Here is a 13,598-nt window from a genome sequence, read left to right as displayed (position 1 = left end):
CTTTGCGTCCTTTACGAAAGCCTTTGTGCCCTTTGCGATAAAAGTCATCATACCGCCGAAGGTGGTATCAAAGCCTTTATTTACCGGCAACAACAATAACAAACTCACCCTTTAAGGTATGAGTCTCAAAATGTAATTTAATGTCTGTCAACGTTCCCCTCACCGTTTCCTCGAACATCTTCGTCAGCTCCCGGGAAACAGACGCCTGCCTTTCCATACCAAAATACTGGCCAAACTCTTCCAGAGTCTTCAGCAGCCTGTGCGGCGATTCATAAAAGATCATCGTCCGTTCTTCGCCTGCCAGCTCCTTCATCCGGGTTTGACGGCCCTTCTTCACGGGTAAGAAACCTTCAAAGGTAAAGCGACCTGCAGCCAGGCCTGAATTTACCAAAGCTGGTACGAAAGCTGTTGCTCCCGGCAGGCATTCCACAGGCAGCTCATTTTTGATAGTTTCCCTTACCAGCAAGAACCCAGGGTCAGAGATTGCGGGCGTTCCGGCGTCAGAGATCAGGGCAACCTGCTTACCGTCTTTCAGGAAGCGGATCACCTCGGTTACCGATTTATGTTCATTATGCTGGTGATGTGAGAACACCTTCTTATCAATTCCGAAATGCTTTAACAAGGGTGCACTTGTACGGGTATCCTCGGCAAGGATCAGATCTACTTCTTTAAGGATACGGATAGCTCTGAAGCTCATGTCCTCAAGGTTGCCGATAGGGGTTGGTACAAGGTATAGTTTACCGCTCATGTTTTTAACTCAGGCCGGGTGTGATTGGAAATACTCCAAAATCAGCCATCAAACTCCAAACTGTTTATATCTTTGCGTAAAATTATTAAAGATGCTGCAAGTTAGTTATATCCGTGAAAATAGAGATGAAGTTTTAAGCCGTTTAACCGTCAGGAATTTCAAACAGCCTGAGCTGGTTGATCAGATCATCCAGCTTGATGACGACCGCCGCCAGACGCAAACGCAGCTTGATTCCATTTCAGCCGAAGCGAATGCAGCAGCCAAAAAGATCGGAGAACTGATGCGCCAGGGCTTGAAGCAGGAAGCCGATAGTCTCAAACAGCAGACAAATGCATTTAAAGAGCAGACCAAAAGCCTTGGCGACAAGCTGGGAGCCATCGAGATCCTCCTGCAAAATAGCCTGGTCTTGCTTCCTAACCTGCCCCATAGCTCCGTCCCGAAAGGTTCGACACCAGATGATAATGTAGTTGCTTTAGAACATGGTACTATTCCGCAGTTGCCGGCTAATGCATTGCCTCACTGGGAACTGGCAGCTAAATATGATATTATAGATTTTGAGCTGGGCAACAAGATTGCCGGCGCGGGATTCCCTGTATATAAAGGAAAAGGGGCAAAGCTTCAGCGGGCGCTGATCAACTTTTTCCTGGACCATGCCGAAACAGCAGGTTACCGCGAAATGCAGCCTCCGGTTGTAGTTAACGAGGCTTCTGGCTTTGGCACCGGACAACTTCCGGATAAAGAAGGACAAATGTATCACATCGGTGCAGATAACCTGTACCTGATACCTACCGCGGAGGTGCCGATCACCAACCTTTACCGGGACGTGATCGTTAAAGAGGAAGAGCTTCCTATCAGGAATACAGCCTACACGCCTTGTTTTCGCCGTGAAGCAGGCTCTTACGGAGCACACGTTCGCGGGTTAAACAGGCTGCACCAGTTCGATAAGGTTGAGATCGTACAGGTTGTTCATCCTGAGAGTTCTTACAGCGTTCTGGAAGAAATGAGTACGTACGTGCAATCATTACTGCAAAAGCTCCAGCTGCCTTACCGTGTACTTAGTTTATGCGGCGGCGATATGGGATTCACTTCGGCCAAAACATACGACATGGAAGTGTGGTGCGCAGCACAGGCACGCTGGCTCGAAGTCTCTTCGGTTTCTAATTTCGAGACCTATCAAAGTAACCGTCTGAAGCTCCGGTTTAAAGGCAAGGAAGGCAAACCACAACTCGCGCATACCTTAAATGGCAGTGCGCTCGCCCTGCCGCGTATCGTGGCATCCCTGCTCGAGAATAACCAAACTGAACGTGGTATCAGGATACCGGAAGCATTGGTGAGGTATACGGGGTTTGAGCTTATCAACTAAAAGTTTTACGTTGTACGTTTTAAGTTATACGTCTCACGTGTGATCGCATAAACTGCAGGCATTTAGGACCTATTCCAATTTAAACGACGAGTTCCGAGGTAAAGTCGTTAGGTACGCTCGCAAGGAACGTATAACGTATAACGTATAACGTATAACGTATAACGTATAACGTACAACGTACACCTCTACCTTTCCTGCAACAAATTCCATTTCCCTTCGTATAATATTACAACCAATGTATAACGGATATGGAAAATCGAATATTAGTGCTGGACGATGATCCGGGAATTTTAGAGGCGATAGACCTGTCGTTAACTTATTGCGGCTTCAAAGTTAGGCCTATGCTTTCTGGTGATAATGTGTTCCGGATGATCGATGACTTTGAACCCGACCTGATCATTCTTGATTATTTACTTGCCGGGAGGAACGGTGGCGAGATATGCCAGGATCTTAAGAGCGACCCCGGAAAAAAGAATATTCCGGTGATCATGCTATCTGCGCATCCGGAAGCAGCTGTAAAAAATGCTCAGTTCGGGTGCGATTCATTCCTGCCCAAACCTTTCGATCTGAACATGCTTGTAAACGAGATTAAGAGCTTTATTAATCCTGAGCCAATTATAATCAGATAAGATCTATCAGCCAGCTTAGCACCAGCCACAGCACGTAAGCAAAGAGCAGGAAGCATATCAGCAGGACGATCACGATCCATGCAATTATGCCGGCGCCGCTTCCCTGGTGCTTGCCTTCGTCGTAATGCTCTTTAAGCAGCTTTATATTCCTGCTGTTTGATTTATAGGCAAAGTCAAAAATGTGACCCAGAACGGGGATAGCGCCTATCGTTGAATCAAGGATGATATTTAGCGTCATCAGGATCAGTACCTTTGAGCTTACACCATGCTTCGCCATCGTTAACAGAAGTACTGCGGAAACTGCAAAACCGCCAAGATCTCCCGCTACCGGGATCAGATTAATAATAGGATCGAGGCCAAACCGGAACTTGGTTCCCGGCAAACGGAACTGCTCGTCCATCAGGTAAGATACCCGTTCCACCCATTTTAATTTAGAGCTTATTGGTTTTTGCATCTGACGATTATTACAAAGCCTGTGCCGGATTTTTAGCTACATAAATGTGGTTTTAAACTCAACAGGTCAATGATTTGAACCATATTGTTTTTTGGTATACTGCATAAATTTCATATCTTGGAAGCAAGTTTCTATTAAAATATGAATATCAAAAAAATACTGATTGCCAACAGGGGAGAAATTGCGATCAGAATTAGCCGTGCCTGCAACGAACTTAACATTCAGACTGCGGCGATCTATACTTATGAGGACCGGTATTCTCTGCACCGCTATAAAGCTGATGAAGCCTACCAAATCGGCGAAGATAGCGATCCTTTAAAACCTTACCTTGATATTCAGGCCATCATTGAGATGGCTAAATATTGTAAAGCAGATGCTATCCATCCCGGATATGGCTTTTTGTCAGAGAATCCGGAATTTGCCCAGCAATGTGCCGATAATGGAATCATTTTTATCGGGCCAAGGCCGGATGTAATGATTGCTTTAGGGGATAAGATCACAGCAAAAACCGTTGCCACCGAAGCTAAGATCCCTATCATAGAAAGTAACCGCCCTGATCTGACAACTCTTGACATTGCCATGTCGGAAGCCGGACGGATCGGGTTCCCGCTTATGGTTAAAGCTGCCGCAGGCGGTGGCGGCCGTGGTATGCGGGTAGTCAGGACCGAAGAGGAACTGAAAAAGGCGTATTCTGAAGCAAGAAGTGAGGCTAAGAATGCCTTTGGTGATGATACCGTTTTCCTGGAGAAATTTATAGACCGGCCGCGCCATATTGAAATTCAGATCGTTGCCGATTGCTATAAGAATGTGATGCACCTGTATGAACGCGATTGTTCAGTACAAAGACGCTTCCAGAAAGTTGTTGAAGTTGCCCCGTCGCTGAATTTAAAAGAGGAAACACGCCAGCAGCTTTATACGTATGCGGTCAATATCGCGAAAGCGGTAAATTACAATAACGTCGGCACGGTAGAGTTCCTGGTGGACTCAGAGGAAAACATCTATTTTATAGAAGTAAACCCGAGGATCCAGGTTGAACATACAGTAACGGAAATGATTACCGGCATAGATTTGATAAAAACCCAGATCTATATCGCCGACGGTTACAAATTAAGCGATCCCGAGATCGGTCTTTCTGACCAGAGCAAGGTGATGAAGAATGGTTACGCGATGCAATGCCGTATCACTACGGAAGATCCATCCAGCGATTTTAAGCCCGATTACGGCACCCTGATCACGTACAGGAATGCCACCGGATTTGGTGTAAGGCTCGACGAGGGAAGCACTTATCCGGGAATGAAGATCAGTCCTTTCTTCGATTCTATGCTTGTTAAAGTAAGCACCCAGGGGGCTACATTGATGGATGCTACGCGTAAGATGAACCGTGCGCTCCGTGAATTCAGGATACGGGGGGTAAAGAACAATATCCAGTTCCTGGAGAACATTATCAATCACCCGGTTTTCACTGAAGGAAAAGCTACTGTTAATTTCATTCAGGAGTATCCCGAATTGTTTAAGATCAAAACAGGGCTTGACCGAGGTACCAGGATCCTTTCCTTCCTGGGTGAAGTTTCGCTTAACGGAAACCCGGATGTAAAGAACTACGATAAAGACCGGCGTCTCGAGAAGCCCGTTGTTCCGGAGTACGATCATGCTTCACCATATCCAAAGGGAACGAAAGACATGCTTACAGAAATGGGAGCAGAAGCATTTTGTACCTGGCTTAAGAACGAGAAGAAGATCTATTATACAGACACAACTTTCCGTGACGGTCACCAGTCGCTGCTGGCAACACGCATGCGTACCTACGACATGCTGAAAGTTGCAGAAGCCTACGCGAAAGATCATCCTCAGACATTCAGTATGGAAGCCTGGGGAGGCGCAACTTTTGATGTTTGCCTAAGGTTCCTGCACGAAGACCCATGGATGCGTTTGCAGAAATTGCGGGCTGCGATGCCGAATATTTTGATCCAGATGCTTATCAGGGGATGTAATGGCGTCGGATATTCTGCATATCCGGATAATCTCGTGGAATCTTTTGTTCAGAAGAGCTGGGAAAATGGTGTGGATGTCTTCCGCATATTCGACTCCCTCAACTGGATGGAGAATATTGCTCCATGTATAGAAATGGTGCGTAAAACCGGTGGTATCGCCGAAGGCTCATTGTGCTATACCGGCGATATCCTTAATCCGGAGCGCTCAAAATACAACCTTGACTATTATGTGAAAATGGCCAAAGATCTTGAAAATGCCGGCTCACATATTCTGGGAGTTAAGGACATGTCCGGCTTATTAAAGCCTTACGCGGCAAAGATCCTGATTGAAGCGCTGAAAGACACCGTTAAGATCCCGATCCATTTACATACTCACGATACTTCATCACTTCAGTCTGCCACTTATTTAATGGCCATTGAGGCAGGGGTTGACGTGGTTGACTGTGCTTTGGGATCTTTATCAGGACTGACATCGCAACCCAACTTTAATTCGGTTGTGGAGATGATGCGCTTTCACGAAAGGGAAAACCCTTACGATATTAAGTCACTGAACCAGTTCAGCAATTATTGGGAGCAAGTACGTGATTATTATTATCCGTTCGAATCGGGAATGAAATCCAGCTCTGCCGAAGTGTTCCGGAATGAAATACCAGGCGGACAGTATTCTAACCTGAAGCCCCAGGCAATTTCACTTGGTCTGGGCGATAAATTTGAAGAGATCAAGGAGCGTTATGCAGATGTGAATGAGATGTTCGGTGATATCGTTAAGGTTACACCGAGCTCGAAGGTAGTAGGCGACCTTGCCCAATACATGGTTGCAAATAACATCAGCAAAGAAGATATTTTCACTAAAGGTGAGCAGTTGTCTTTTCCTGAATCTGTTGTTTCATTCTTCATGGGCGAGCTCGGTCAGCCGGAAGGTGGATTCCCTGAAGAGCTTCAGCGGATCATACTAAAAGGCAAAAGCCCACTTACAGAGCGGCCAGGCAAAACAATTGCCCCACTGGACCTGGAACAGGATTTCAAAGACTTTAAGAAGAACTTTGGGGATGATCTGCCGTACACAACCTACCTGTCATATAAGATGTACCCCAAGGTAACCGAGGATTATATCCAGATGTTCCGTAAGTATGGCGACGTGGATGTAGTTCCTACCAAATACTTCTTGTATGGTATGAAGCCTGGTGAAGAAACCACGATCCAGCTTGCTCCCGGTAAAACCTTACTTGTACGGCTTCAGTCGATCGGTCCTGCTGATGATAAAGGGATGCGTACAGCTTTCTTTAAGCTGAACGGACAAACCAGGAACATCGAAGTACAGGATAAATCAATTAAGGTAGTTAAACAGGAGAACCGTAAAATTGATAAATCCAACGAGAACCATATCGGTTCGCCACTGCAGGGTATGCTGTCGAAGATCTTTGTTAAAAAGGGAGATGTTGTAAAGAAAAATCAGCCGTTATTTATGGTTGAGGCGATGAAAATGGAAACTAATATTGCAGCTAATGCCGATGGTAAAGTAGGAGATATTGTTTTGACTCCCGGTACGCTTGTTAATACTGACGATATGGTGCTCGAGTTTATGTGAGGGGAAGATGAAAGAGGAGAACTGAAAACTGAAAACTGAAAACTGGAAACTGAAAGATCAAAGTCCTCTCTTTCCAACAACCTGTCCTAGACATTCAAAAACCAGCTGACCCATTCTGTTACAACTATTAAACACAGGATTTTTATAATGGGCCGCCAGTTCCTGGCTCAGTTGCATGATCTTAGCCGGGTGTGATATATCGTCAATATTCATAATGCGGAAGAGATCTTCCAGCCTGTAGTAACCCGAGCGGAAACGGTTAGCTATGAGGCTCCGTTCCTCCTCCTGGTATTGGCGCATGGTAGTGTCGTCCATGTGTTTCATGCCCAGCTGTACCAATTTAACATTCTCCTTGAAATAATGGGGAAGATACATCTTCAGCCTGCCCTCGTAAGATTGCTGGTCGAAGTCTATCGCACGCAGACGGTACTGGTTTCCCTCAATATCCGGAGTAATATCCACCACAAAATTGTAAGACCTCATATCACCTAACAGCCTTACAAAACAGCGTTCGTTAAACTTTACAAACTCCTTGCAGATCCTGATCTGGTTAAACTTATTGGTTTCGAGCCGGTGCTCAATAAAGAGATCGCCGGGAAGGCCCGGTATATGCTCTTCAATTAAAGTATTCCCATCCGTCATGTAAATGATCCGGTTGGGCGACAGTACGTGCTCCAGCTCCAGCCCGTATACCCGCGACGCGTCGGCTACCTTGATGTAGAAATGATCGTAATTGTCATTCAGCTTATTAATGATCCTGATCCTGAACGGGCGTGTATTTGCAAAGGTGCAGTAATCTATCCGGGCTACAGAAAGATGCTCCATCACCGCGGTGTCGCCATCGGTATTCATCAGAGCATAGATATAGGTGAGATTTGGAAATAGCTCTTTCATCTCACTCTCATCATAATAAACCGTATGCCAAAGAGTATCCTTGCCCTCCTTGTCGCGCAGAGGGGTAAAAAGGTTAAATCGCAAAAGGTCGGAATACTGGACAGGCAGCTTTACCTCCCGGTCATACTTAAGCAAATACTCCCTGAGCTCCGGCCGTATGGCGTACAGTGTTTTCTTCTTCGACGGAACATCGTTCCTGGGTTCCTGGAGTCGGTCCATGATCAGTTGAAAGTTGAAACCCGATTGCTATCGGGTTGAAAGTTGAAAGTGTCTTGCAGCTTTACTATTGGGGTCAGGAACATTTACAAATATAAGAAAGCAATATAATTGATATCAGGCATTCATGGAAGTGCTGTTCTGTTACAAAAACAAAAGCCTCTCCGTCGGAAAGGCTTTTGCAAATTCGTATTCGCAAATGATTATTTTATCTCAAACACCGCCTTCATCTGATAGGTCAGCTTTATCTTTTTAAAGTCGATATCCGGCATTGATGCGGCAGCATCCATAGCAGCTTCCGTTTTCATCATGGTATTGGCACGGTAAATGGGTTGCGGGTAATACTCATTGTTTATTTCGGTTATGTCCAGCGGACTTCCAAGGCTTCCGCCGATAGACGTGATCAGGTAGTTAGCCTTATCTTTTGCCGCCTGCAGTGCTTTGATCTTGAGATCTTTTTTAAGCTGTTCTATTTTTGAATAATCATAGCTCTCAATATTGCTGTACTCTATACCTTTTGGATCTACAGCGCTCATGATCTCGTTAAACTTAGTCAGGTCCGTAACCTTAATACGGTATTGTTTACGGGCCAGGAACTCTGCTGATTTCTTTTTTGTCCAGTAATCCGTATAGCTGGAAATGTTATTGATCATAAAATTCTCCTGCGGGACTCCGGCTTTCAGCACTGCGGCCTGAAGCTGCCTTTCCAGTTCTTCGATCTCTACTTTCTTCTTATTTGCTGAGTCCCTGAAATATTCCTTCAAAGACATGCTGATATAGATAATATCAGGAGTCACTTCTGCTTCGGCTGTCCCGTTCACTTCTATCTTTTTGCGGGTATCTACGTTCTGGGAATATGCAGTTAAACTGAATACACTGATCAGGGCTGCGGCAATTATCGTTTTCATATTATTTATCATTTCTTTATTTTATTTAATCTTTATAGTGGGATGTAATATTCGTGCCAATTCCATAATCCGAATTTTGTCAGTTAGTTATTTCGTCTGGTTGTCAATGGTTTATATTGGTAAATTAACCTTGGAGAGTATAGATAATCAGCAAATGGCGAAAGATTTTAAAGGCTCTTTTGCTAGACGGAAACTTTGCGGGAAGTATTACAGGTGTTGGAAAGTTTTTAGGCTGACGGACACGTACACACCGCAGTCTCCATAAAAAAAGGCAGTTTATACAAACTACCTCTTTGTTGCCGCGCTCCGCCAGCAGGGACAGGGTCTTGATACCTGCCACTTGATACTATTCCTCGATCATCTCGCTATGCGGGTAAATTTCTTCCTTCTTCTCTTCTTTAAAATATCTTTTCTGGTAGATGAGGATCATCACCACGCCGATTGATATTGCCGAGTCGGCAATATTAAATACCGGCCGGAAGAATATAAACTCCTCACCACCCCATACCGGCACCCATGAAGGATAAATGCCCTGCAGGATCGGGAGGTAGAACATATCTACCACTTTACCGTGGAACAAGCTCGAATAGCCTCCTTCGGGAGGTAAAAGCTTAGCCGCCTCATAATAGGTGCTTTCGTTGAATATTATCCCATAAAAGGTAGAGTCAATAATGTTCCCCATCGCACCTGCGAAGATCAGGGAGAGATTCATGATCAGGCCCCGGTGATACTTTTTCTGGATCAGATAAACAACGCCATAGCCAATACCGCAAACCGCAGCGATGCGGAAAAGAGTCAGGGCAAGCTTGCCCGCCTCACCGCCGAACTCCATACCGAAAGCCATACCGTTATTTTCGGTAAAATGGATCAGGACATAGTTGCCCAGAACCTTAAACTCCTGACCAAGGGTCATGTTAAGTTTGATCCAGAACTTTAAAATCTGGTCGGCAAGCAAAATTAATACGACAGCAAGAAATGGCTTAAAATAAGCTTTCATCTAGGCCTGTTTCAGTTTAGCTTCCATACTAAGAGTAGCGTGCGGCACTGCGCGCAGGCGCTCTTTCGGGATCAGTTTTCCTGTTTCACGGCACACTCCGTAGGTTTTGTTTTCAATACGAACCAATGCGCTTTCGAGTGCATCGATGAATTTCTTCTGGCGGGCAGCTAACTGATTGATCGATTCTTTTTCAAGAGTTGCTGATCCGTCTTCCAGAGTCTTGTAGGTCCCGGCTGTATCATCGGTACCATTCATATTAGGATTGCTTAGCGACTGTGTTAAAGCGGCCAGCTCTTCTTTTGAACTACGTAATTTCTCTAAAATAAGCTCTTTAAATTCTACCAATTCTGCATCAGAATACCTTGTTTTTTCGTTCTTCTCCATGTCTAGACTTTATTTATTAATAGCGTTAAATCATTCTCATCAATACCCACTGTTACACCCTGTTCAATCTCGGTTACAAGTTCGAGGGAATCCGCCAGAATTTCGGCGCAAATATAAGGTAAATTATTTCTAACAGCTTCCGCAATATACGGGTGGTCTTTTATCAGGACGTTAATCTTGTCAGTTACCTCAAATCCCAGGTCTTTGCGCAGGTTCTGGATGCGGTTCACCAGCTCTCTGGAAATGCCTTCCTGTTTGAGCTCGTTGGTAAGTGTAACATCTAAAGCAACGGTTAGTTTTCCGAGATTTGCAACCTGCCATCCCGGAACATCTTCTGCAACTATCTCGACGTCTTCAATCTCTACAGAATACGGTGTTCCGGGGATCGTAAATACCCTATCGATCTCAAATTTGCTGATATCCTGCTGTGATAATCCGGTTAATGCCGCGGCAACAATCTTCATATCTTTCCCCACTTTGGGGCCAAGGGCCTTAAAGTTTGGCTTTATCTTTTTGCTGATGAAGCCAGCAGTATCGGTAATGTATTCAATATCCTTAATGTTGGTCTCCGAAAGGATAAGATCTTTCACCTTCTCTACCTTAGTTTTAAAGCTTTTATCGAGAACAGGGATAAGGATCTTGCTTAAAGGCTGACGGACATTAATGCTCACCTTTTTTCGAAGCGACAATACCAATGAAGAAACATCCTGGGCTATTCCCATACGTTCTTCGAGCTCTTTATCGACATGGGCCTTATCATATTCAGGGAAATCGGCTAAATGAACAGATCCTGCATTCTCTTTTCCCGTTACAGCATTGAGGTCCATAAACAACCGGTCACTAAAGAAAGGAGCTACCGGCGCCATTAGTTTGGCAATGGTATTTAAACAAGTGTACAGGGTTTGATAAGCAGAGATCTTATCTTCCGTATAGTCGCCTTTCCAGAAACGGCGGCGGCAGAGACGTACATACCAGTTGCTCAGGTTCTCATCCACGAAATTCTGGATAGCCCGGGTGGCACGTGTCGGCTCATAGTCGGCATAATACTTATCTACCTCAAGGCCCAGTGAGTTTAGCAGCGAAATGATCCAGCGGTCTATTTCCGGACGGTTCTCCACTTCCGTTTCCTCGTACTTAAAGCCATCGATATTAGCATATAGCGCAAAGAACGCGTAGGTATTATGCAGGGTTCCAAAGAACTTCCGGCGTACCTCGTCAATGCCTTCTATGTTAAACTTCAGGTTATCCCATGGTGACGCATTACTGATCATGTACCAGCGGGTTGCATCGGCGCCATATTGCCCTATAGTTTCAAACGGATCAACTGCATTACCCAGGCGCTTAGACATCTTGTTGCCGTTCTTATCCAGCACAAGGCCGTTTGAAACCACGTTCTTGAACGAAACGCTATCGTTGAGCATTACTGCTATTGCGTGGAGGGTAAAGAACCATCCGCGGGTCTGATCAACACCTTCGGCTATAAAGTCGGCGGGATATATGGATCCGGCTTCTCCATTATCGCCAAAGTGGTTATTCCAGTATTCTATAAATTCTTCAGGACTGATATCGCCCCGTTGCCCGGCCTCGGTCTTGGGCAAACCCCACTGGGCGTACGGCATCGCACCTGAGTCGAACCAGACGTCGATCAGATCGCTTTCGCGGAACATCTTTTTACCTTTCGGCGAGACCAGTATCACATCATCCACATAGGGGCGATGCATGTCATTGATCTCAAAAGAGGCATCCATAAAGCCAGCTTCGACCGATTTCCTGATCCCCTCCCGCAGCTGCGAGATCGAACCGATACAAACTTCTTCATCGCCGTCTTCTGTTCTCCAGATCGGCAGCGGGGTTCCCCAGTATCTTGAGCGGGAAAGGTTCCAGTCTACCAGGTTTTCCAGCCAGTTACCGAAGCGGCCCGTACCGGTCGATTCAGGTTTCCAGTTAATGGTTTTATTCAGCTCAACAAGCCTGTCCTTTACAGCAGTGGTCTTAATAAACCAGCTGTCGAGCGGGTAATAAAGCACGGGCTTGTCGGTCCGCCAGCAATGCGGGTAACTGTGCTCGTATTTCTTAACATCAAAGGCCTTGTTGTCTTCCTTTAATTTTATTGCGATAAGGACATCCGTGGGCCTGAAATCGGGATCGCTTCGTTCCTCGTCACTGTAATATTCTTCTTTAACATAACGACCCGCGAAGTCTGTAACCTCCTCCACAAAGCGGCCGTGTTTGTCAACCAGCGGAAGTTCGTTGCCTTTCTCGTCCCTTATCATCACAGAAGGTACATTGTTCTCACGTGCAGCCCTGAAATCGTCGGCACCAAATACCGATGCGGTGTGAACTATACCAGTACCATCTTCTGTGGTTACAAAGTCAGCAGGTATTACCCTGAAAGCGTTCTTTTCCAGGTCCTCGTTGCTCACATAAGGCATCAGCTGGTGATACCTCAGGTTTACCAGGTCAGCACCCTTGAATTCTGCAGCGATGGTCCAGGGAATGAGCTTGTCTCCGGCTTTGTAATCGCCGAAAGGCAGGTCCCTGGCTTCTTCTTTAAAGTATTTTGACACCAGGTCGCGGGCCAACACCACGCTTACCGGTTCAAAGGTATATTGATTAAACGTTTTAACCTTTATGTAGTTGATGCCGGCTCCAACAGCAAGTGCACAGTTCGAAGGTAAAGTCCAGGGAGTTGTGGTCCATGCGATGATGGCGGTATCCTCAGCTTCCTCATCAAACAGGGCAGGTATCAGCGGGTGTGCCTGATCTTTCTTGATACGGAACTCAGCGACAATCGAGGTATCCTTCAGCATCTTGTACGTTCCCGGCTGGTTCAGCTCGTGCGAACTCAGACCTGTTCCCGCTGCGGGCGAGTATGGCTGTACAGTATATCCTTTGTATAGAAGCCCTTTCTGGTGAAACTGTTTAAGCACCCACCATAAGGTTTCGATATATTCATTTTCATAGGTAATATAAGGATCGTTAAGATCGACCCAGTACCCCATTTTTTCGGTAAGGTCGTTCCAAACGTCCGTATACTTCATCACCTCAGTACGGCAGGCCGCATTATAAGCTTCAACGGTAATAGTTTTACCGATGTCATCCTTGGTAATGCCAAGTTTCTTTTCAACGGCAAGTTCAATAGGAAGCCCGTGAGTGTCCCAGCCTCCTTTTCGCTTAACGCGATATCCTTTCAGGGTTTTATAGCGGCAGAAAATGTCTTTAATAGAGCGGGCCATGACGTGATGGATTCCCGGCATCCCATTTGCCGAAGGCGGCCCTTCATAGAAAATATACGATTTGGAAGCAGGCCTGTTTGATATACTTTTCTCGAAAATCTGGTTCTTTTTCCAGTATTCTAATATCTCCTTACCTGTTTTCGAAAGATCAAGCTGCTTATATTCTTTGTACATCAGTGTTTTAACCCCA

10 protein-coding genes are annotated in these 13,598 nt (G+C 45.6%); 3 read left to right on the top strand and 7 right to left on the bottom strand.

Annotated elements, in window-relative coordinates:
* Window positions 1-76: 76 nt before the first annotated feature.
* Window positions 77-748 carry a 16S rRNA (cytidine(1402)-2'-O)-methyltransferase gene (rsmI, locus tag P2W76_RS01400; protein ID WP_276345673.1) on the bottom strand — a complete coding sequence of 224 codons (672 nt, stop codon included), beginning with the start codon at window positions 746-748 and terminating at the stop codon, window positions 77-79.
* A gap of 91 nt (window positions 749-839) precedes the next feature.
* Between rsmI and serS the strand changes: the two genes are divergently transcribed.
* Together serS and P2W76_RS01390 are read left to right on the top strand one after the other, a co-directional pair.
* A complete protein-coding gene (serS, locus tag P2W76_RS01395; RefSeq protein WP_276345672.1) occupies window positions 840-2,111 on the top strand; it encodes a serine--tRNA ligase in 1,272 nt (423 codons plus the stop codon).
* Window positions 2,112-2,359: 248 nt separating this feature from the next.
* Complete coding sequence (locus P2W76_RS01390; RefSeq protein ID WP_276345671.1) at window positions 2,360-2,740, top strand: response regulator; 381 nt, start codon at window positions 2,360-2,362, stop codon at window positions 2,738-2,740.
* Here the strand turns inward: P2W76_RS01390 and P2W76_RS01385 are convergent.
* On the bottom strand, window positions 2,733-3,194 hold the full coding sequence (locus P2W76_RS01385; protein ID WP_276345670.1) for a DUF4112 domain-containing protein: 462 nt from the start codon (window positions 3,192-3,194) through the stop codon (window positions 2,733-2,735). The genes P2W76_RS01390 and P2W76_RS01385 overlap by 8 nt on opposite strands.
* Before the next feature lie 141 nt (window positions 3,195-3,335).
* Between P2W76_RS01385 and P2W76_RS01380 the strand changes: the two genes are divergently transcribed.
* Window positions 3,336-6,773: a pyruvate carboxylase gene (locus P2W76_RS01380; protein ID WP_276345669.1), complete on the top strand. Its 3,438-nt coding sequence runs from the start codon at window positions 3,336-3,338 to the stop codon at window positions 6,771-6,773.
* Window positions 6,774-6,830: 57 nt separating this feature from the next.
* Here P2W76_RS01380 and P2W76_RS01375 read toward each other — a convergent pair whose 3' ends face one another.
* The 5 genes from P2W76_RS01375 to ileS all read right to left on the bottom strand — a co-directional run bounded on the left by P2W76_RS01375 (window position 6,831) and on the right by ileS (window position 13,582).
* Window positions 6,831-7,886 carry a hypothetical protein gene (locus tag P2W76_RS01375; protein ID WP_276345668.1) on the bottom strand — a complete coding sequence of 352 codons (1,056 nt, stop codon included), beginning with the start codon at window positions 7,884-7,886 and terminating at the stop codon, window positions 6,831-6,833.
* 200 nt (window positions 7,887-8,086) lie between these two features.
* Window positions 8,087-8,791, bottom strand: coding sequence for an SIMPL domain-containing protein (locus P2W76_RS01370; RefSeq protein WP_276345667.1), 705 nt, complete (start codon window positions 8,789-8,791; stop codon window positions 8,087-8,089).
* Between the two features lie 346 nt (window positions 8,792-9,137).
* A complete protein-coding gene (locus P2W76_RS01365; protein ID WP_276345666.1) occupies window positions 9,138-9,788 on the bottom strand; it encodes a lipoprotein signal peptidase in 651 nt (216 codons plus the stop codon).
* Window positions 9,789-10,172 carry a TraR/DksA C4-type zinc finger protein gene (locus P2W76_RS01360; protein ID WP_276345665.1) on the bottom strand — a complete coding sequence of 128 codons (384 nt, stop codon included), beginning with the start codon at window positions 10,170-10,172 and terminating at the stop codon, window positions 9,789-9,791.
* A gap of 2 nt (window positions 10,173-10,174) precedes the next feature.
* Window positions 10,175-13,582: an isoleucine--tRNA ligase gene (ileS, locus tag P2W76_RS01355; RefSeq protein WP_276345664.1), complete on the bottom strand. Its 3,408-nt coding sequence runs from the start codon at window positions 13,580-13,582 to the stop codon at window positions 10,175-10,177.
* Between the last annotated feature and the right edge of the window lie 16 nt (window positions 13,583-13,598).

The organism is Daejeonella sp. JGW-45 (assembly GCF_029360805.1).
In the GTDB taxonomy this organism is placed as follows: Bacteria; Bacteroidota; Bacteroidia; order Sphingobacteriales; family Sphingobacteriaceae; genus Daejeonella.
Note: the sequence above shows the minus strand (reverse complement) of the source record. Positions and strands in the feature narration are given on the sequence as shown.

Bases quoted from the DNA above. Each gene is read 5' to 3' on its own strand.
- P2W76_RS01375 (WP_276345668.1), bottom strand. From the start codon at position 7,886: ATGGACCGACTCCAGGAACCCAGGAACGATGTTCCGTCGAAGAAGAAA.
- P2W76_RS01360 (WP_276345665.1), bottom strand. From the start codon at position 10,172: ATGGAGAAGAACGAAAAAACAAGGTATTCTGATGCAGAATTGGTAGAA.
- P2W76_RS01385 (WP_276345670.1), bottom strand. From the start codon at position 3,194: ATGCAAAAACCAATAAGCTCTAAATTAAAATGGGTGGAACGGGTATCT.
- rsmI (WP_276345673.1), bottom strand. From the start codon at position 748: ATGAGCGGTAAACTATACCTTGTACCAACCCCTATCGGCAACCTTGAG.
- P2W76_RS01390 (WP_276345671.1), top strand. From the start codon at position 2,360: ATGGAAAATCGAATATTAGTGCTGGACGATGATCCGGGAATTTTAGAG.
- P2W76_RS01380 (WP_276345669.1), top strand. From the start codon at position 3,336: ATGAATATCAAAAAAATACTGATTGCCAACAGGGGAGAAATTGCGATC.
- ileS (WP_276345664.1), bottom strand. From the start codon at position 13,582: ATGTACAAAGAATATAAGCAGCTTGATCTTTCGAAAACAGGTAAGGAG.
- P2W76_RS01370 (WP_276345667.1), bottom strand. From the start codon at position 8,791: ATGAAAACGATAATTGCCGCAGCCCTGATCAGTGTATTCAGTTTAACT.
- P2W76_RS01365 (WP_276345666.1), bottom strand. From the start codon at position 9,788: ATGAAAGCTTATTTTAAGCCATTTCTTGCTGTCGTATTAATTTTGCTT.
- serS (WP_276345672.1), top strand. From the start codon at position 840: ATGCTGCAAGTTAGTTATATCCGTGAAAATAGAGATGAAGTTTTAAGC.